Here is a 19,425-nt window from a genome sequence, read left to right as displayed (position 1 = left end):
GGAAGGAAGGAAGGAAGGAAGGAAGGAAGGAAGGAAGGAAGGAAGGAAGGAAGGAAGGAAGGAAGGAAGGAAGGAAGGAAGAGCCAGTAAAAACCACCATTAATCAGTTCCTATTTTATCTAAAAAGTCATTACAAAGCGTGTCTATAGCTTCTAAGAATGGTGAATTTATCTCAAAATATACTCACCACTGATGAACAGTGTTCAATAAGATTCGTTCCCCCTGCACTCAATCGCAGACAAAATTGAATTATCTGCGTCCATCGGTGTTAATCCGCTGGAAATCTGCGGTTAACAGAGCGAATATTTATGCAGCCCAACTCTAATAACTATTATGCTTCAAATGCGGCAACCGAAACCCGATCGCGCCCTGCAGCTTTCGCCCGATAAAGCGCCTCATCCGCGATCGCAATTAACGCCGCCGGCTGCGACATCGGTGCTGGAATGCAGCAAGCCACACCCAAACTCAGCGTCACGTATTCGCTGACACTAGACTTGGCGTGAAGTATCTCTAAATCTCTCACCTGTTGGTTGATAATTTCAGCTACGCAAGCGGCACCATCAATATCCGTATTCGGCAAAACTATGGCAAATTCTTCTCCACCGTAACGCGCAACTAAATCAGCCGATCGCTTTACCGAACGCTGGAGAACCGCAGCCACCTGTCGCAAACATTCGTCCCCCGCTTGGTGCCCGTAAGTATCGTTATAAAGTTTGAAATAATCGATATCGCACATAATCAAAGACAGCGGTGCTTCTTCCCTCGCCAAACGTCGCCATTCCGTATCGAGATAGTCATTAAAAAAGCGACGGTTTCTTACCTCAGTCAAACTGTCGTAAGTTGCCAAATATTGCAAGGATCTATTCACCGTTTCTAACTGCCGTTTTTGCTGCAGCAACTGACGATTGAGCACCGTCAATTGCTGTTCGGCTGCGTGGGTTCTGAGCAAATTTCTTACCCTCGCCAGCAATTCCCTCTCGTCAAAAGGCTTTGCAATATAATCGTCAGCACCCGCATCCAAACTTTCGATCCGAGCTTCCATCCCCGATCGCGCTGTCAAAAAGATTACCGGAGTCGAATTCAATTCCGGCGTATTGCGAATCTCCTTGAGCAGATCGAGTCCATTTTGTCGGGGCATGATTTGGTCGCTCAAAATCAAATTTGGGCGCAATTGTTTAGCTTTTTCTAAACCTTCAATCCCGTCTATAGCCACGGCAACTCGATAGTACGGAATTAATAAATTTTGAAGGTAATCTAGTAAAAAATTGTTATCTTCTACTACCAGCAACAGAGGTAATTCTTGTCTATTATTTGTTGATTTATTTGGATCAATTGTGCGGTCAAAATTCTTAGAATCCGGCGGCGAGGACGGAGGCGCGATCGCCCGGACATTTCCCGCGCCGCAATCTTGGCAGCTAAATCCATTCTGTCCAGCCAATTGGATGATCGCGCTCACCAACTGATGCGGGGACACAGGCTTCGACAAATACCTCTGAAACCCCGCAGAGAGCGCCGATCCATCGTCATCCCCCAGGTCTTCCGTGAGCGCCAACGCCGGCAGCAGTTCCCTGTCCTGGGACATTTCCATTGCTCTGACGCGACGGATCAAATCGCAGCCGTCGGCTTCCGACACCGCCATATCGCTCACCAACACGTCTGGCCGCGACTGTTCCAACTCGGCGATCGCTTCGCCGGCGCTAGCCACCGCTGTTACCTTAGCTCCAAATGCTTCCAGACCAGTTTTCATACATTCGCGGATCTCGGCGCTACTTTCAACCACCAACACTTGCTTTCCCGCTAGGGGTTTGGAAACCTGTCCTGATATACTTTCCATTGCGCCCAGCGCAGCATTGTGGGCGATCGGATTTTTGCTGTTCGCCACCGGTAGCTGCACCTCAAACGTAGCCCCCTGTCCGATTCCGGGACTCTGGCCCCAAACATTTCCCCCGTGCAGTTCCACCAACTGCCGCACAATGGAGAGTCCCAAGCCGAGCCGGTTTTGTTCCTTGGTTTGGAAGCTATCTGTGGGGCGGAAGTAGTCAAAGATGTACGGCAGATATTTGGGGTCAATCCCGCAACCGCTGTCGCTGACGCGAATCAGCGCGCCCGACGTAGTAGGTTCGATCTGTATTTGGACTAGACCGGGGGCGGAATCCGGGGTAAATTTGATGGCGTTAGCAAGTAAATTCCAGACTACTTGCTGCAAGCGTTCTGCATCTCCCAAAATGTAGGTGACAGCGGGGTCAAAATCTGTTTCTATGCGGATGTTTTTGGCTTCGGCGGCGGGGCTGAGGGTGTCGATCGCCGATTCCACGACAGACGGGAGGTGAACCCGCCCGACGTTGAGCTGCATTTTTCCGCGCAGCAGCCGCGAAAGATCCAGGAGATTATCTATTTGCAGGTTCTGCAGTCTGGCGTTGCGCTCGATGATTTCCAAAGCGCGGCTGGTAGTGGCTTCGTTTAACTTGCGCGATCGGGCTAGCTGTACCCATCCCAAAATCGCGCTCAGGGGCGATCGGAGTTCGTGGGAGGCGACCGCCAAAAATTCGTCTTTTGCCTGGTGGGCTTGAGCTTGAGCTGCTTCAACGGCTTTGCGATCGGTGATGTCGAATCCGATCGCCAAATACTGACAGGGTTTTCCCTGAAAATCCAACAGCGGAACTACTGCTGCATAAACCCAATAATCGCTGCCATTCTTAGCTTGGTTCTTAATTTCTCCTTGCCAAACTTCACTTTTGGCAACAGTTGACCGCAAATTTTTGATCAATTCCGAAGACTTATATTCCGAGTAGAGAATTCCGAAATGGCGACCGATCAGCTCGGCGCGCGAATAGTTAGATATGCTACAAACTCGATCGCTGACGTAGTTGATAATTCCTCGGGCGTTTGTCCTAACCGCCAGTGCCGAGCGGTCGATCGCTCCTTTAAAATCTAAACATTCTTGCAGCGACAAATCTACTTCTTTTGTCATATAATTTTGGTTTGGGCGATCGAGCGCGTTTGGTTGCTGGCGATCGGTCTTATTCTTGCTCCGCTGTTGGATTTCCATTGCTTCTATTTTTCCCTGACGGCTGATAGCTAATCTACTCACATCCTGATTCATTATCACTGTTTTGTTCCCCGCAAATGGGTGCAATATTTTGTATCTGTTCATGATTAAAATTCGGCCGTCCGCACATCCAATAAGGAGTCACTTCAGATTTTATTGATTGTTGGGCAAAATTTTGTCAATCTGAGGGCATATTTTCTCGAATTTTACCGAATCGTGCCATCTGTAACAATTCTCAACTTTTTTCTCACAATTTGCCTGTCGCATCTACCTTAAAATTTCTTCTTCCCGAGGCTTCTGGGTTTCCCGCATTCTGCTTCACCTTTACTCAAGCATATCGATGTCGGAGCTTAACATTTCTCAAAGAACTGGCAGGGAAAAAGCTAACAAAATCCGTGTCTGGCGATCGTCGGGAACTTCTGTTAAATTATTTTCTTCTACATCTTGACAGTCCTGTAAATATTATGTATTATCAAATGTAGTATATTTAACAATAGACCAGACCAACTGCATTAACGCACTCAAGTATTAACAGGTAGAGAAAAATTGTCTGTGAATTTAAACTATGTACGCGAGGAATTTGAACAAAGAGCATTTGATTATGACAGTTTAATTCCCCGCCTCATTCCGCACTATCGCGAGCAACATGATTTAATACTGCAGTTAATACCTTTTGAAACCAATGCTAACATACAAATTCTGGATTTAGGCGCGGGGACTGGCATACTGTCGGCTCTGATTATGCAAGCATTTCCTCAAGCGAAAGTCCTAGCCTTTGACATGGCGGAAAATATGCTGAAAATTTGTCAAACTAACTTGTCCGCTTTCGGAAAACGCCTGACATTGCAGCAGGGAAATTTCGCAGAAGCTGATTTCGGCAGCGGTTACGATTTGGTAGTTTCAGGGTTAGCAATCCACCACCTAGACAGCGCCGGGAAACAACAGCTATTTCACCAGCTTTTCCAGTCAATGAATCCAGAGGGAATCTTGCTAATTCGAGACATTGTGACAGGTGCTACTCCCAAGCTGACCGAGCAATACGAAAAGTTGTGGCGGCAGTACATGAAAGCCAGCGGAGAAGATGATGCAGCCTGGTTTCAAAACTATTTAAAAGAAGATATTCCTTCCTCTGTGGAAGAGCAAACAAAGTGGCTTGCAGAAGCAGGTTTTGCGGACGCAGCCTGTCACTGGCGCTATCTAAATTTTGCTATTTTTGGCGGAGTTGTCCGAAAGTAGTTTTTGTAGGGTGCGCCGAGGCACATCAGTTGAGAGTATGAGTAACTTTTGTTACTAATTTTGAGTATGGTAATTTTGAAACCAAGCTGCGCCAAAGAATTTTGCTTGCTTGAATTTTGAAAAATTGGAACGTTAAGCGGAAGCTTTGGTTCAGAATTCAAACGCTGAAACTTAGTCAATCGGTGCAGACGCACCCTACAAACTAGCCCCCCTTCTTAAGGAGGGAAGCGGAAGTGCAATCAAAATCTCTTTATTAAGGGGGATTAGGGAAGATAAATATTCGCGTATAAACTAGAAATACCAAGGATCTAAGACGAGAGTCAATACGCTTTTGTTCGCTCAATCTCTTTCGCAAGACTAACAGATTAAATAAACCAGATAGATCCAGAAAATTACTCAATAAATCAAGTTAAATTATGCACGATTCGCGATCGCTCAAAATCAGCAAATATCTCAGCAGACACCTGCGCCACGCGCCCTCGCGCATTGGCATTCAACTCGGGCCGGGGGGCTGGGTTCCGGTGAGCGAACTCCTCGATGCGTGCCAAAAGAATAACTTCCCCCTTCAGCTTGCAGAACTCAAACAAGTAGTCGCAGAAAATGACAAACAGCGCTTTTCCTTCGACTCCACAGGTACTCTAATTCGTGCCAACCAAGGACACAGCGTAGAGGTTGACTTGCAGTTAGAACCCGCTGTTCCCCCGGATATTTTATACCACGGAACAGGTAGCACTGCGGTCGAGTCTATTCTCAGTCAAGGAATTAGGAAAATGTCGCGCCATCACGTTCATTTGTCGGCGGATATTCAGACAGCGCGTAAAGTAGGTGCCCGACACGGCATCCCGGCAGTCTTTGCTGTAGATGCCGCAGCAATGCAGCTTGACGGTTGTACATTTTACTGCTCGGATAACCAAGTTTGGTTAGTAGATTTTGTGCCTCAGAATTATCTCAAAGTCAATTGATAAATCTAGTATTTTTGTGGAAGATGGGCGCGGAAGCTTTTAAAATAAAAGTAAGTAGGAGTTGCAATAAGTGAGTGCTGAAGATATGAGCGATCGCCAAAACAATTTTACTCAAAATAATCCTCAAAATCGAGGGTTGCTCGGCTCTGGCTGGCGACCTCTCTACCGTCAATTTGATTTGGAACACCTGCTGCATTTAGCATCTAGCGATCCGGTAGAATTAGCTCAAAAAACTTTGGATGCAGCTAGCGATATTGCCGACGCAATGGGGCGGCATCAATATACCTGGTGGGCAAATATCTTAAATGTATTCTCGGAAAATACTCGCTACGAAATTGATGAATTTTGGGATTACATTACTCCGCAGCCAGTTTACCCGGATTACCGCTCCAAAGACGTTTTAGTTACTGAAACTCCGGTGGTGCAATTGGTCAGCCGCGCTAGCATTCCCATCGACTACGTTCTGAACAAACTCCAGGAGACTACTGTTTTCAAAGTTCTGGATTTGTTGGGGAAACCGGATGCGATTACTCAGTCTTGTAGGGAGCGGCATTTTTCTTATCCGCCGGAGCGGTTTGTAAGCTGGGAACGCTTGGAAGTTTTGGGTACTGTTTATGCTTATTGGGAGCGATGGGGCTGTTGGCTGCAAATTGACAGCTACGATAGGGGAAGACGCTGCTACACTCTGATTTGTAAAGATATTGCGCCGCTCGTTAGCAAGGCTACTTACAATTTGGCGGTGATTTTGAGCGGGTACAAAAGCCGCGTGGGACAGGTTCACAGTCAGTTCCCTATTCGGACTTTTTCTGCGGATGTTCAAAGTTTTACGGATACGGTTCAGCAGGCAATTCTCGACCAAAATCAGTTGGCTGTTTTGGTTAGCGGTGAACCGGGGACTGGCAAAACTGCTTGGACGCAAGCGGTAGCAAAGGAGATTTTGGTGCCGCTGGGTTATGTGATTTTTATTTTAGACCACGATGCTGTGGAAAATTTTGTGCCGCCGAGTTATTTGGAGCGGATTTGTATCATTATTAACGAGGCTGATAATTTGGCTCAAGATCGATCGACCGATGCGGCCCAACGCACTAACAAAACTGAACATATTTTGAGTTTGCTGGATGGAACTTTGTATCAAAGTGTTATGGATGAACACGGCATTCAATTTCAGCAAAAACTCGTAGTGTTGATGACTTGCAATACAACTGAAAGATTTGATCCTGCAATGTTGCGGAAGGGGAGAGTGGATTTTACCAGTGAATTTACGCAAAAATTTGTGTAATTTAATACAAAATACTGAGAAAAAATTTAAATAATTGCACGAGCTGGACTTATTACCAAACCTCACAATTCTGAAGATTTCTTCAGAATTGAAAAATTAAGGTAAAATTTTTTTGAGTACCTATAGACACATTTCGTGAAAAATGATATGAATGATGGGTGATACCCTCCAAGGGTATCACCCGAGAGAGCAAATCAGGGAAACAGCATTTTTAATCAAAAACAGAATTTTTCTAACTTGACCGTCCTAAAAACGATACAGGCTGCGGCAGGGCTGTCGCGGCATCCCAAATTTTAGAAGCAAGTTCAAGCTCCAGTGATTCATCTGTGGAGTTTATCCAAAATCTCAAAATTCAAAACTCAAATTGACTGACAGTTATGGAGGAAATCCGAAACCGTGCAAACACTCGCCAGTTCAGCAACAAAGTCGGAGGCTGGGAAGGTCTGCCGACGGGAAAATTTCGATCGCCCACCAGCAACCCCAGAGGCAGACGTATTGGAGAGTAAAGAGCGATTTCGGCGGTTGGTGGAGCGCTCCGCCGACTCCGTAGCAATGGTAGATTGTGAAATGCGCTACCTGTCGGTTTCTAGTCGCTGGGAAACAGATGGCGCGATCGGCTGCGGTGAGGCGATCGGCCGCTCTCATTGGGAACTGTTCCCGAATCTCCCGGAATATTGGCAACAAAATGCTCGAGCTTGTTTGACTGGAGTTTTGGAATACAGCGAGTTTGTCACAGGACGATCGCCCGTATGTGAAGCAGAACAAATCGAAGGCTGTGGCAGCGGACGGGTAAAATGGGTATTTTTGCCCTGGAAAAATTGCTCTGGTGCGATCGGCGGTTTGCTCCTGTTTGCCGAAAAGATAGCTGAGGAACTCGCCCCAAAAAATGGCTACCATAAATTAACCTCAAATGTCAAAACCCCGCAGTTAGAAATCAAACGAAAACTAACTCCAATTGCCCTCGAAAATGCTGCGGATACAGTTTTTTTCACAAGTGCCGAAGGTCAAATTTGCTACGCGAACAAAGCCGCTTGTAATCTGTTTGGTTACTCGGAATCGGAACTGCTAAACCTGACAGTTAGCGACATCGATTCGCAGTTTTCAGTATCGGATTGGCCGGAACTCTGGGAGAAACTCAAACAGCAAAGCAACTTCACTTTTAAAGCCACTTACAAAACCCGAAATGGTGCCTGTTTTCCCGTCGAAGTTAAAGTCAATTATTTAGAATACGGCGGTTGTGAATACTGCTGCGCGATCGCCAGAGACATTTCGGCTCGTATCGCAGCCGAATCAGCGCTTTTAGAAGCAAAAGAGCAACTTCAAGCCGTCTTGGATGCCGTACCTGGATTAGTTTCTTGGGTAAGTTCCGATTTGCGTTACTTGGGAGTAAATCGACATTTAGCTACTGCTTACCAAATGCCGGCTGAAATATTTTCTGGTCAGAAAGTTGGTTTTTTAGATACAAGCCCTAAATTTAACGATTTAGTATACGATTTTTTTGCCAGCCCCCAAAAGAAGACATCTCAAGAAGTAATAACAAACATCAGAGGAGAAGATAAAACTTATTTAATAGTCGCTCAAAAATATCATAAAAATACGGCGGCGGTATTTGTGGGATTGGACATTACAGAAAGCAAACAATCTCTATTCGCTTTGCAAGAGTCGGAAGAACGCCTGCGACAGCAAGCGGCGAAATTAGAGCAAACTTTGTTAGTTTTGCAACGAACTCAAACTCAACTGATCCAAACTGAAAAAATGTCTAGTCTGGGGCAGTTGGTAGCAGGAATAGCGCACGAAATAAACAATCCAGTGAGTTTTATTTCCGGGAATGTCAGCCACGCCACGGGCTACATTCAAGAACTTTTGAAGTCGATCGAGCTTTACCAAAAGCATTATCCCGAGCCGGTGGCAGAAATTCATGATTGGATGGAAGACTTAGACTTAGATTTCATCAAAAAAGACTTGCCAAAACTGCTAAATTCAATGAAAGTAGGTTCCCAAAGGATTCGGGATGTTGTGCGATCGCTCCGGTTGTTCTCGCGTACTGACGCAGCCCAAATGAAGCCTGTAGATATCCACGAAGGTTTGGACAGCACTGTACTAATTTTGCAAAATCGTCTGCAAGCTAAAGGCGGACGACCGGGAATTTCTCTAGTTAAGGAATACGCAGATTTGCCGCGAATCCGCTGCTATCCGGGACAGTTAAATCAAGTGTTCATGCACTTGTTGACAAATGCGATCGACGCTTTGGAAGAAGGAGGAAGAAATCCGCAAAGGTGTGGTACAATTCAAAGTCAGTCTTTGTTGTCTGGGGGCGGTTCGGAAACTGAAATATTCAATCCCGAAATTCGGATTCGGACGTTTTTGGTAAGTTCAAGCGAAGTTGCGATCGCAATTAGCGACAACGGCCCGGGGATGACGGAAGAAGTTCTCGACTGCATCTTTGATCCTTTATTTACCACTAAATGTCCAGAGACGAGCACAGGTTTGGGTCTGGCAATATCGCAGCATTTAGTAGTAGAAAAGCATGGCGGTAAGCTGCACTGTGTTTCTCGTCCGGGACAGGGAACTGAGTTGATAGTTAAAATTGCGATCGGTAACGATTAATTTGCCTCACCCAAAGCTGGACTTATTGTACCGGTTATAAATAGTGCGTCAAACATTTTTTTGCCTAACTCATATTTAACCATCTGGAGAATCTGGGTTTTGCATTTAATAATGCTGTTCCCCGATTTTTGGCAATAGACTAGCAATTGCATAAATCAGAAAATACCCTAAAATCATCTGCGTCAATCAGTGTTGCATCTGCCTTTAATCTGCGGTTTCTGGATTGAGAAAAAACTTCTGCAACTCAAGTCTATTGCACCGCTGGTTAACTCCATAAAACATCTTTTTCTTCAAAGCCGGAGATGCTCCATAAGCGCCCCGTGTGACGGTATAGTCCATGCTAAAATCTAAAATCTAAAATCGGTTGATTTATAAGGGGAAAATAATATGGTAATTGAGTGGCTGAGATTTAAAGTACCTCCCGAAAAGTGGGAGCAGTTTATCCTGCGAGATGAAGAAGTTTGGACAGCAGGACTAAAAAATTTCCCCGGTTTTTTGGGTAAGGAAATTTGGGTGGATGCGGTGGAAAATGAGGTGGTGATGTTGATCCGCTGGGAAACTAGGGAGAAGTGGAAGTCGGTGTCACAAAGCACAATCGAGGAGTTGGATGCCCAAATGGGCGATTTGCAAATTGCGATCGCCGAAAGTCGCGAATATCAAGTTCCCCACTTCTTGCCTTAGTTAGTCATTAGTCATTAGTCATTAGTCATTAGTATGGTTGGTGGGTGAGCGCTGTGACTTGCGGGTGATTGTAGAGAATCAGTGAAATACAATCAGTATCCAGAATATATCGACACACAAAAATATACCTCTACAGATAATAGGGATCGCCTTTTATTTTGGTGGGGATCTCGCTCTTAATGTGTGAAGGGCGATCGCACCTCCGTCCTATCATCGCAGTGTTTGGTATTTGGTGCCAAGGGCGATCGCAAGTATAAAATTTTTGCCTTCTTCATCACCACACCCGCTGAATTGGATAAGCATCAAAAGCCTCATCGCGACTAATCAAAACAAGCGAATGATTCATCCCCTGTGCTACCAAAATGCGATCGAACGGATCTCGATGATGCAGGGGAAGACTTGTGTAAATCTCAGTGTCTTCAAATGTAATGGGTAGAATTTGAACTTTAATGTATTCCAATTCCTTCGGTAGGTCTTCAAATCACCGATTCAGTTGAAGCTTGCCAACATTAATTTTAATGGAGATTTCCCACAGGCTGGCAATACTAAAATACAAACCTGTTTTAGTATCGATCGCTTCTTTTGCTTTACTACCGAGATTGGAATCGCCAAGCAAGTACCACAGAAAGGCATGAGTATCTAAAAGAAATTCCATGTTATGTATATTCCTTTAAATCTTCCAGCGGTTCATCGAAATCATCAGACATGACGATTTGACCGGCCCAACTACCATAACCATGAGGTTGTTCAAGTTGTTTTGCAGATGATTCAGTTTTGGCGTGTTTTTCAAGTAAATATTTTGCATAATGCAATATCTCTTGTTTGAGAGATTCTGGCATCTTGACGACAGTTTGAAAAATCTGTAGATCGGTAGTCATAATTTTTGTGCAATTTTTACTATATCATGCTTACTCATTATACTGTAATTGCAGTGATGGTCATAGGGTGTGCATGAGTTCTTGACTTATGGGCGATCGCTCTTTCATTTTAGGCGATCGGTCATCAGAAACAAGAAAGGGCGATCGCTGTTTGTTTTGATGGGGCGATCGCTACTGTTCTCAATTTAGTATGTGAGCCGATAAGGTCTATGACCAAAACACCAGGTTTCCTTTGGGCATCTTACCAATAAATGAACTCATTGTGATGCGTTCTCCCTCTCCTGGAAGAACTTGGTGAAAGTTTCGACTGTTGAACAAAACTAGATCACCTAAAACTGGAGTGATGTATTTAGCTTGCGAATTTTTCACCAAATTCGTATCATAACTGTACGAGCCTGGGAGCTTATATTGCTGATCATTCACGCACCACTGCCGATTATATACAACACATTCACCGCCATGTTTAGGAACTTTGAGGTACAGATTCCACGCCAGTTGTGCCACACAGTGCCCTATTTCCCAATCAGGTGCATCAAGTTGTGCAAAATCGAGATGAAGCAGGGCTACGTTGATGTGACGGATTAATCCAGCAAAATACTCACCCAACTGCTCATTTTCTTGTGCAATCCCCACCTTGCTAGCAGTGTGCTGTCGCAATAGCATAGCAAGACGTTCTAGAGGATCGAACGATAGAGAGACAATTTGCTGTCTTCTAAAATCTGCTTGATGAACGGCATCAAAATATCCCAGCTTACTAGAATTGCCAAATTCAAATTGAGTGATGCCGATTCGTCCGATTGGTGGTTCTACATTCTCATAAAAATCAAAGCCAACCAATTCAGCAACCTCGGCTAATTTATGGCATTCTTCTACAGTCGCAAATTGAGAAATACGAATTGCTGGAATGTCATTTCTCAAAAGTGCTTCCAGCGTCTCAGCCGTGAAAATCGAGTCTTCTAGGGTAGACCATTTTTGAAGTGTAAGCATGGTAAAAACCTCGTTTCGTGACCATGCTCTAATCGTAGTCATCAGAAAATATAAAATAAATTCCCGTATTGTTCCAAAGAATACTAGAAAAATACCAGTTTAATTCTTCAAGTTGGAGTTCTGTATCTATAAATGAGGCAAAATACACTCAGCAACAAGGCTTTCATAATGAGATATAAGCTCCCGATCGAATAACATTCGCCAAGTTGCTTCTGAGATATTAGTACCTTGTCGCGACATTGTGACGTATGAAAAAATTGTCTCTATAATTCTCATTATCCGAATATGCCGACTATCAAATGGGTTAATTTCTAACAGGGTAAACAATTTTCTCCCCATGCTTGTGAATCTTTCTGCTAAGGCAGCAATAGCCTGCTCGTGACCCTCGTGGTTCAACACAAGTGTCAGGTCTTCTTGAACGTTACTAATTCTGCTTAGTTCTAAGCGCTTTGACAAGTCAATTGTCTCTTCAATTATGCTCTTCAAGCTACTAATCTCAGCTAGAAGTAAATCTAATCGGCTGAGTACCTCGTTTGTCTTTTTCTGAACCTCAGCAGCATTATCCTGTAAGATGTCTGAAGAAAAACTATATACTCTCTCCCATCCTGTTTTTAATCTATAGCCAACCTTACGAACATTGATAATAATTTCTTCTTGTTGGAAGCCTGTTGTTTCCGATAACAGTTTGCATAGACCGAGTTTCTTCTTCCGTATGTAGTGAATCGGATCTGAATACAAGTCATCTGCAATACCGTACTTTTTCAATATACGTTCAATAATCTGATCGTAAGTCAGAATTTTAGGATGACATTCTATGATGTTGTAGAATAGTTCAGCTTCACGAATATCGCAACAGTCATAAGTCAGACCATTTACGCGCAACAGTGGCACTGCTGCGTCAACTTCGATTGTAGCACACAAGTTTTCATTACGAATGGCAGACTTCATCTATTAGTTTTTATTGTTATATGTTGCTTCGTAACTATTCTAGGAAAGCTGTTAGTCCATCTTTTATTCAGGCTAACAGCCTCCCCACTTATGCAAACCTGTAGCTAATCTTGGTGTTCCCTTTCAGGCGTTTTATTTTCGTAACTGCAATTTCTTTCAACTCACTTAAGGACTTAAGATGTGTGCCGCCACACGGAGTAGGCTGAAAAGCACCCATTGTGACTACTCGCATGGGCTTATCCGGTGGTAAGTTTGTTCGGATATTTGAGCAAAGGGCTTTAAGGTCTTCAAGCATCACAAGAGACGCTTGAATATTTCCACCCGAAGACAAAATCTCGCGTAAGCGATTGTTGACCTCCGAAATAAATGATTCAGATTCCTCTGGGGGAATATTGCCTTGAAATTCAACATAAGACCCATCTGGAAAATGATAGCCCTTGAAAGCAATCACACCTTTGCCTAAGCTTTCAACAACATCAGCAAGCAAGTGTCCAGATGTGTGTGCTTTTGCATTGGTTATACGACGGTCTTCATCTACAAACAGCAAAACCTCCTCACCTTTTTCTAGTAGAGTTTCTGAGAAATCACCGTAATGGCGAACCTCACCCTCTACAAAAGTGACAAAAGAGATTGGCATCTGGACACCTTTGGCTTCAAAAAAGCCCGTATCTGATGGCTGCCCTCCGCCTTGTGGGTAGAAGATGGTTTGATCTAAAATACAATACTGCCCACGCTCATCGTTAGCGAGATATTCTACCTGGGCTTTGTACGTGAACTTATACGTATCTTCAAGGTAAACAAGCTCGGTCGCCATACGCTGCTCCATTCCTTAACCGCCTCACAGCTAACTTGAAGGTAATTTCCTAATTATAACTTCCTTGTCTATCCCAAAAATGTTCAAATTTGTCCTCATGCCCGTCTCCCCATCTGCCCCATTTCATCTACTTTTATGCAATAATGTAGAAAAATGTATTAAACAGTTCCTAAATGTGAGCTATCATACAAAAAATTCGTATTTCTCTACCCAATGAGCATAAAAGAAGCCTTAAAAATTGCCGATAAGATAGTCTTCGATAAAACCGGTGAGCATCTAGACGACTTACAAGAAGCCGTACTCCAAGGCACTGTACAACGTGAGACTTACAAGCAAATAGCCAAAAAATTTGAGTGTTCGGAAAGTAGTGTGAGGAAAGTAGGTTCGGAACTATGGCAAATACTTTCAGAAGAGTTTGGAGAAGATGTCAATAAAAAGAATTTTCAATCGGCAATTCAGAGGTTCCGAGTTTCTAATGTTTCAAACTTTACACAAAACGTCATCGAACAACACATCAGTGGTAATTTTAACACCTGTGGAGAAGCGAGATACCCACCAGATATCCCAAACTCAGATCCACCAAATCAGGAAACAGCTAACGCAAAACCAACTAAAACTCTACATCAAGATTTAAGCGAAATGCCAGAGTTGGGTAATTTCTTCGATCGCACCCTCGAACTCCACACCCTCACCACCTGGATTCTACAACAAAACTGCCGCCTCATCACCCTCACCGGTATCAGCGGCATCGGCAAAACATCCCTAGCAGTACAACTCGTACAACAAATCAAAGACGAGTTTGAATACGCAGCTTGGTTCACACTAAACGAATTCCCCACCATCGATAAATTTCAATCTAACCTAACACAGCTTTTTTCCCAGTCAGAAAACCCAGATTCATCCCCAACAAACCAGAAACGCTTACCGCTGATTAAGTATTTGCAAAACCATCGCTGTTTAGTAGTATTAGATGACGTTCACAACCTTTTCTGTAGCGGCGAATTGGCAGGAAAATATAAACCAAATTACGAAGAATATCGCTCTTTATTCAAACAGATAGAAAAATTATCCCATCAAAGTTGCTTTCTGCTAGTCGGTTGGGAACCGCCGAAAGAAGTGCCTCAACTCACCAGCGAAAATACTCCCATTCGTACTTTACAACTCACTGGTTTAGACACCGCAGCCGCACGGGAAATCCTCAGAGATAAAGGATTAACAGAAATCGATAACTGCGAAGCACTCATTCACCCCTACCAAGGCAATCCCTTCTGGTTAAAAAGCGTGGCGACTCTGATTCAAGAGTTGGGAATCAGCGCGACAGAGTTATTACTAGATGATACCATATTGTTACCCGAAGATTTGAAAGATGTTTTACAGCAGCAGTACGATCGCACTTCCGAACTAGAAAAACAAGTCATGTCATTGTTGGCTGCAGAAAACCAGCCAGTCAACTTCGCCAAATTGCTACAACATGGACAAATATCATCATCATATTTGCTAAACGCATTGCACTCTCTATCGCGGCGCTGCTTGATAGAAAAACAGGAAAATCTTTACACTTTGTCACCTGTAATGAAGCAGTATATCAAAACTCGACGATCGCACTTAACAAACATCGACCATGAATAAACATTTCAAACAACACCGCTTGTCAACTCTTGTTTCCTCAAATTCGGCAACAATGCCAAAACATCCAAATACCACCACCAACGCTGAGGTGTAATCTCCTCAAATTTGCGCTTCTGGGTTAAATCTACAAATCTCGACAACTCCTGATAAAACTCCCTTGCTTGTTCAACTAACCGTCGATCGGCATTTGCTAATAAACCTTTCTCTTCATCACTCAGTTGAGATTCAACTTTTGCCAACTCATCTCTAAGTTGCAACATTTCTAAATGTTCAGCCCCACTCACATCAGGAAATTCTACCATTACACAATAGTTTTTCACCAAAGTATTCATAACAAATCCTTAACTAAACCTACATAAATAAACATTGAATTAGCCAGGTAGCTTTCCGGTTCCTTTGGAGGAAAAGCCGTTTCTAAAAATCCATCCAAGCCCATCATTACCAGCCATATTGTGTTGTTTACACTGCTGGTAACTGTCGGATAAAACGTTTCTCCGTAGACATACAGATAAACTTTAGCATCAGCATCCCTAACAATTAAACTGATAACTCCATTATATTCTTCAAGGGTCGCATCCGGCCCTAAATGACGTAAATTAATCCTTTTGAGTAAATGAGACATTGCTTTTCCAAGTTTCCAGAAAATTCCGTCTCTCACCCGCTCAATTGCTTGCACAATCTCTAATTGCCTACCTTCATCAAAAATCAACTTTAACTTTACCTGAGAAAAACTGAACTGCAAACAAACATATCATAGCCTATTGAGCATTACACAAAAATTATAAAACCTAAGACTGTGCTATCATAGAATACAAAACATATTGATTCGAGTTGTATGACCACAATAACTACAGTCACAACAGCCTCCCAACTCGCAGATTACTACATCTGGTTTGCCAATGATGTCGGCTCTTATCTCAGCAACCACAAGCTACAAAAACTATTGTACTATGCCCAAGCATGGTATTTAGCATTTGAGGATACACCGCTGTTTGATGAAGATTTTGAAGCTTGGGTGCACGGGCCGACTATTCCGTCTTTATTTTACGAATACAAAGAACAATTTGACTGGAAGCCAATTCTCAAAGAAGTCGAAAAACCCGAATTTCCCGAAAAAGTACAAGAGTTTTTAGATGAGTTGTCCGACGAGTATTTCTTTCTGGATGCCTATGAGTTAGAATTGATGGTGCGCCGCGAAGACCCTTGGATTAAAGCTAGAGGTAGGTTGCCAAAAGATGAGCCTTCTCATGCTATTATTACGAAGGAATTAATGCGAGAATTTTACAAAACCCGTGTCATCGAAGAAAATTAAAAAAGCAGATCTACGCCGCCAGCAATCTTTATCTAGCATCAATCGTCTAGATGTCAAAATACCGGAAGGAATTAGTTTTTCCTTTAGGTATTATCAGGATGATAAAGATAAGTTTTCAATTGGCGGTAGAGATGCTAAGTATCTAGCATCTCTCTTGAGAAGGCTGCGCGATTTGTGACAATTGAACGTTCGAGAAATTATCAACAATCAAAGTAAAAGTCTGCGGTGTCATGGGATAGTTTGGAAAAATACTACTGAACCTAATGGCTTTGGTATTCCCAACGAAGATATCCTAGTAAATGTTCCCTACCCATTACTCACAAGTTAAGCTAAAAGCACTGTTGTCAATGAGTAATCTTACTCATTTTTTTACCGAGATACCAATTAAAATATGACTCCATTTGTTCCTTTATTATTTAAAAAAAATTGTTCGGGACTTCTTTGAGTTCCAGGGAAAGGAGAAATAATTAGCCTTATCTGAGGTTTTCGTTGTCGCTTAACAATCCCTAAATCTTGATTTTTCTCGTCAGCAAAATACTTAACGAGGTCAGAAGCTAATCCTTTTTGATAGGCCACAGAAAAATGATACATTCCCCGATAAATCATTTCTAATGAAACACGTTCAATTGGCACTCCTAATTCATCTGCAACGGCATCCCCTAAGTCTACCATAACCGCATAAAATAGCCAGGTAGCCCAGATTTGGAGCTGGATTCCGTTGACAGAACCTGTCCATAAATAACTTAAATTTAGGAGTCTCTTTACTAGACAAAAGGCGTCTTCAATTCGCCAGCGTCTTTGATATAAATCTGCCACTACATATGGGGGCAATATTTCGGGTTCTCGGATACTCGTCAGATAAGAACGCCAGCTATTTTTCGAGCAAATTTGTACTAATCTTATAGTCAAACTTGGTGTCTTTTTTGTCCCTGCACCTATCTGAATTATCTGGTCTTTAACATCATAGGTATTGGTTAATACCCGTTTTACTTGATAAGATTCACCTTTCTTAATTCGAGTGATAAATCCAATTTCTTGCTCAATTAATTTTGACCAAAAAGCGAAGTGATAGCTGACGGGGCGACAAGTCGCCTGAAAAACAGACTCTGAGGCAATCCTAGACAAATCGCCTCAAAAAAGATAGGGTAAGAAAGCTTCTTACCCAAAAACAATTAAATGATACCAGAATTATATCATGCCCATTTGTCAGAAAAGCTGACACGTTCTAATTACTTATTGACAATTTTATTGATTCAAGTAGTGCAATCGATTAAAGAAGTCACATTAGAAAGCATAGCGACAAAACTAGCGATGCCCATTAAATTTGAAAGTAGAATAAAAAAAGTTCAGAGATTTTTATCGGACGATGAATGGGTTCTAGATAATATTTGGCTGTCACTGGTAATTGGTTGGATTAAAGGTACTGTCAAACAGAATAAGGTTGTATATTTAGCAATAGACCGAACCAAATGGCAATCCAATAATATTTTGATGGTCAGCATGATTTGGCGAAAAAGAGCTATTCCTATTTATTGGAAAATGCTTGACAAACAAGGAAACAGCACATTAGAAAATCAACAATTCGTATTAACGCCAGTATTTGCCACTTTATCAGATTATAAATTGATAGTGTTAGGAGATCGTGAATTTTGTAGCGTTACCCTCGCCAACTGGCTGAGGGAGAAGAAAGTACATTTCTGTTTGCGACTAAAAAAGAATGTTTGTATCAAGATTGAAGAGGAGTTATGGGCTGAACTAAAAATGCTAGGATTAGAGCCAGGAAATAGCTTTTTCAATCAATAAGTAACGATGAGAAAAACAGCACCTATTACGGGGTTTAATAAAGCCGGTAAGTGGCTGGGTAAATATCGAAATTTTACCACAGAAGAACCTTGGTATATTCTGACCAACTTGGCAGATATACAAGCCGCAGTTGATGCTTATGCAAAAAGATTTGGAATTGAAGAAATGTTTAGAGATTTTAAAGGCGGAGGCTATAACCTAGAGAAGACTAATTTAACGGGCGACCGATTGAGTAAATTATTAATTTTGCTATCGCTATCATACTTAAAGAGTATCATTCAAGGGATAGATATTAAATCAAAGCAAGTTCAAGAATATCTAGGCAGAAAAACAGAAAGCCACAGAAAATATGCTAGACATAGCACTTTTTATATTGGACGAGGCGGGTGAATCATGGGTCGATTCAATGTCTAGTAATTGGCAGGTTGTTGTTGAATTAATGTCTTTGTCTCCACATAAACTACCTAATTATCAACAAGGCATAAGAGCTATGAGGCTTATTCTATCAGCGTTATAGGCGACTTGTCGCCCCGACAGAAGTGATAGAACCCTCTATCCAGTAACAGCAAAGTTTTTGGCTTAACTGTTTTTAGTAAATCTTCTTCCCAATGGGTATCTGCTTGTTTCGGATTTGTCCAAAACCAAATTTATAAAGGAAGATGAGTTACTAGGTCTATTATTACTCCCATTTTCCCGGCTAATTGACCAATTGGAACATCTGATAAACTTTCTAGTTTCCGAAATAATGCTTCTAATGTTGAGCCGTCTGCTATCCAGATATTTTCAAAGTTTTTTAAGGCAAATTGTACGCTATTTGGTAATAGTCTCGACTTTCTCATCAACCATTTTTGTCGAAAATGAGGTAGTAATTCTTTAAATACTTTTTCAAACAAAATAGCTGGAAAAGTTAAAAATCTGAGTGATAATGCTTGTTGGCTAATTTCTTGTGGCTGACACCATAAAAAGCCTTCTCTCTTTAATAATCTGGTTAATTCTGTTACTCCTGCTACGTCTCGCCATAATAAACTTAATACGGAGGCCATCATTAACGGTAGTGTTAGAATTCTATCTCTTAAATTTAGTTGGCGATAAAAAGTTTTTTGGGCCGCCATTGCTGGAATTAATAAATCTTCCAGGTAATTCGCTACCGCTTCGTTTTCTACTTCAATACTTCGGACAGTTTTGGAACAGGGACGCTCCCCGATCAGAGCCAAAAAGTCCCTGGGATTTTAACCGAAAA

18 protein-coding genes and 3 pseudogenes are annotated in these 19,425 nt (G+C 42.5%); 10 read left to right on the top strand and 11 right to left on the bottom strand.

Translation table 11 applies throughout. The annotated features are described in order from the left end of the window. Positions 1-331: 331 nt before the first annotated feature. Positions 332-3,154: a diguanylate cyclase gene (locus QUB13_RS28325; RefSeq protein ID WP_333387894.1), complete on the bottom strand. Its 2,823-nt coding sequence runs from the start codon at positions 3,152-3,154 to the stop codon at positions 332-334. A 447-nt stretch (positions 3,155-3,601) separates the two neighbouring features. On the opposite strand from QUB13_RS28325, the gene QUB13_RS28320 reads away from it, so the two are divergent. The 4 genes from QUB13_RS28320 to QUB13_RS28305 all read left to right on the top strand — a co-directional run bounded on the left by QUB13_RS28320 (position 3,602) and on the right by QUB13_RS28305 (position 9,133). Then, positions 3,602-4,285: a class I SAM-dependent methyltransferase gene (locus tag QUB13_RS28320; protein ID WP_333387892.1), complete on the top strand. Its 684-nt coding sequence runs from the start codon at positions 3,602-3,604 to the stop codon at positions 4,283-4,285. A 416-nt stretch (positions 4,286-4,701) separates the two neighbouring features. After that, on the top strand, positions 4,702-5,247 hold the full coding sequence (locus QUB13_RS28315; protein WP_333387889.1) for an RNA 2'-phosphotransferase: 546 nt from the start codon (positions 4,702-4,704) through the stop codon (positions 5,245-5,247). 70 nt (positions 5,248-5,317) lie between these two features. Continuing rightward, entirely contained in the window at positions 5,318-6,526 is a 1,209-nt protein-coding gene (locus tag QUB13_RS28310) for an AAA family ATPase (protein ID WP_333091371.1), read from the top strand. Positions 6,527-6,922: 396 nt separating this feature from the next. After that, the gene (locus QUB13_RS28305) at positions 6,923-9,133 is read left to right on the top strand and encodes a PAS domain-containing sensor histidine kinase (RefSeq protein ID WP_333387885.1); all 2,211 of its coding nucleotides are present in this window, start codon (positions 6,923-6,925) and stop codon (positions 9,131-9,133) included. Positions 9,134-9,337: 204 nt separating this feature from the next. Here the strand turns inward: QUB13_RS28305 and QUB13_RS28300 are convergent, their stop codons facing one another. Further along, positions 9,338-9,472, bottom strand: coding sequence for a hypothetical protein (locus QUB13_RS28300; RefSeq protein ID WP_333387882.1), 135 nt, complete (start codon positions 9,470-9,472; stop codon positions 9,338-9,340). A gap of 48 nt (positions 9,473-9,520) precedes the next feature. Between QUB13_RS28300 and QUB13_RS28295 the strand changes: the two genes are divergently transcribed. Beyond that, entirely contained in the window at positions 9,521-9,814 is a 294-nt protein-coding gene (locus QUB13_RS28295; protein WP_333387879.1) for a TIGR03792 family protein, read from the top strand. 274 nt (positions 9,815-10,088) lie between these two features. Here the strand turns inward: QUB13_RS28295 and QUB13_RS28290 are convergent. The 5 genes and pseudogenes from QUB13_RS28290 to QUB13_RS28270 form a co-directional block, all read right to left on the bottom strand. Beyond that, positions 10,089-10,469 (bottom strand): annotated as a pseudogene (locus QUB13_RS28290) (type II toxin-antitoxin system VapC family toxin). A gap of 1 nt (position 10,470) precedes the next feature. Beyond that, positions 10,471-10,692 (bottom strand): type II toxin-antitoxin system VapB family antitoxin, encoded by a 222-nt coding sequence (gene vapB, locus QUB13_RS28285; protein WP_333387876.1) that lies wholly within the window; start codon positions 10,690-10,692, stop codon positions 10,471-10,473. Positions 10,693-10,899: 207 nt separating this feature from the next. Next, the gene (locus QUB13_RS28280) at positions 10,900-11,679 is read right to left on the bottom strand and encodes a 2OG-Fe(II)-dependent halogenase WelO5 family protein (protein ID WP_333387873.1); all 780 of its coding nucleotides are present in this window, start codon (positions 11,677-11,679) and stop codon (positions 10,900-10,902) included. 126 nt (positions 11,680-11,805) lie between these two features. Then, positions 11,806-12,627 carry a hypothetical protein gene (locus QUB13_RS28275; protein ID WP_333387870.1) on the bottom strand — a complete coding sequence of 274 codons (822 nt, stop codon included), beginning with the start codon at positions 12,625-12,627 and terminating at the stop codon, positions 11,806-11,808. Positions 12,628-12,715: 88 nt separating this feature from the next. Next, a complete protein-coding gene (locus QUB13_RS28270) occupies positions 12,716-13,453 on the bottom strand; it encodes an alanine--tRNA ligase-related protein (RefSeq protein ID WP_333387866.1) in 738 nt (245 codons plus the stop codon). Positions 13,454-13,654: 201 nt separating this feature from the next. Here QUB13_RS28270 and QUB13_RS28265 point away from each other — a divergent pair, with 201 nt between their 5' ends. Further along, positions 13,655-15,070, top strand: a complete 1,416-nt coding sequence (locus tag QUB13_RS28265) for an NB-ARC domain-containing protein (RefSeq protein ID WP_333387863.1) — start codon at positions 13,655-13,657, stop codon at positions 15,068-15,070. Positions 15,071-15,075: 5 nt separating this feature from the next. Here QUB13_RS28265 and QUB13_RS28260 read toward each other — a convergent pair whose 3' ends face one another. Both QUB13_RS28260 and QUB13_RS28255 read right to left on the bottom strand, forming a co-directional pair. Further along, positions 15,076-15,372, bottom strand: a complete 297-nt coding sequence (locus QUB13_RS28260; RefSeq protein ID WP_333387860.1) for a hypothetical protein — start codon at positions 15,370-15,372, stop codon at positions 15,076-15,078. 26 nt (positions 15,373-15,398) lie between these two features. Beyond that, positions 15,399-15,779 carry a hypothetical protein gene (locus QUB13_RS28255; protein ID WP_333387857.1) on the bottom strand — a complete coding sequence of 127 codons (381 nt, stop codon included), beginning with the start codon at positions 15,777-15,779 and terminating at the stop codon, positions 15,399-15,401. Positions 15,780-15,905: 126 nt separating this feature from the next. Between QUB13_RS28255 and QUB13_RS28250 the strand changes: the two genes are divergently transcribed. After that, positions 15,906-16,382 carry a Panacea domain-containing protein gene (locus QUB13_RS28250; protein ID WP_333387854.1) on the top strand — a complete coding sequence of 159 codons (477 nt, stop codon included), beginning with the start codon at positions 15,906-15,908 and terminating at the stop codon, positions 16,380-16,382. Beyond that, positions 16,363-16,560, top strand: a complete 198-nt coding sequence (locus QUB13_RS28245; RefSeq protein WP_333387852.1) for a hypothetical protein — start codon at positions 16,363-16,365, stop codon at positions 16,558-16,560. Before QUB13_RS28250 ends, QUB13_RS28245 begins: the two co-directional genes overlap by 20 nt. Before the next feature lie 206 nt (positions 16,561-16,766). On the opposite strand, the pseudogene QUB13_RS28240 reads toward QUB13_RS28245, so the two are convergent. Next, positions 16,767-17,453 (bottom strand): annotated as a pseudogene (locus tag QUB13_RS28240) (transposase); the annotation flags it as partial. Between the two features lie 105 nt (positions 17,454-17,558). Here QUB13_RS28240 and QUB13_RS28235 point away from each other — a divergent pair. Further along, a complete protein-coding gene (locus tag QUB13_RS28235; protein WP_333387849.1) occupies positions 17,559-18,185 on the top strand; it encodes a transposase in 627 nt (208 codons plus the stop codon). A 6-nt stretch (positions 18,186-18,191) separates the two neighbouring features. After that, positions 18,192-18,575: a hypothetical protein gene (locus QUB13_RS28230; RefSeq protein WP_333387846.1), complete on the top strand. Its 384-nt coding sequence runs from the start codon at positions 18,192-18,194 to the stop codon at positions 18,573-18,575. 146 nt (positions 18,576-18,721) lie between these two features. Here the strand turns inward: QUB13_RS28230 and QUB13_RS28225 are convergent. After that, positions 18,722-19,297 (bottom strand): annotated as a pseudogene (locus QUB13_RS28225) (IS4 family transposase); the annotation flags it as partial. Positions 19,298-19,425: the final 128 nt, after the last annotated feature.

Source organism: Microcoleus sp. B4-D4, from assembly GCF_036705185.1.
In the GTDB taxonomy this organism is placed as follows: domain Bacteria; phylum Cyanobacteriota; class Cyanobacteriia; order Cyanobacteriales; family Microcoleaceae; genus Microcoleus.
The sequence above is the reverse complement of the archived record's forward strand: the minus strand, read 5'-3'. Positions and strand labels throughout refer to the sequence as shown.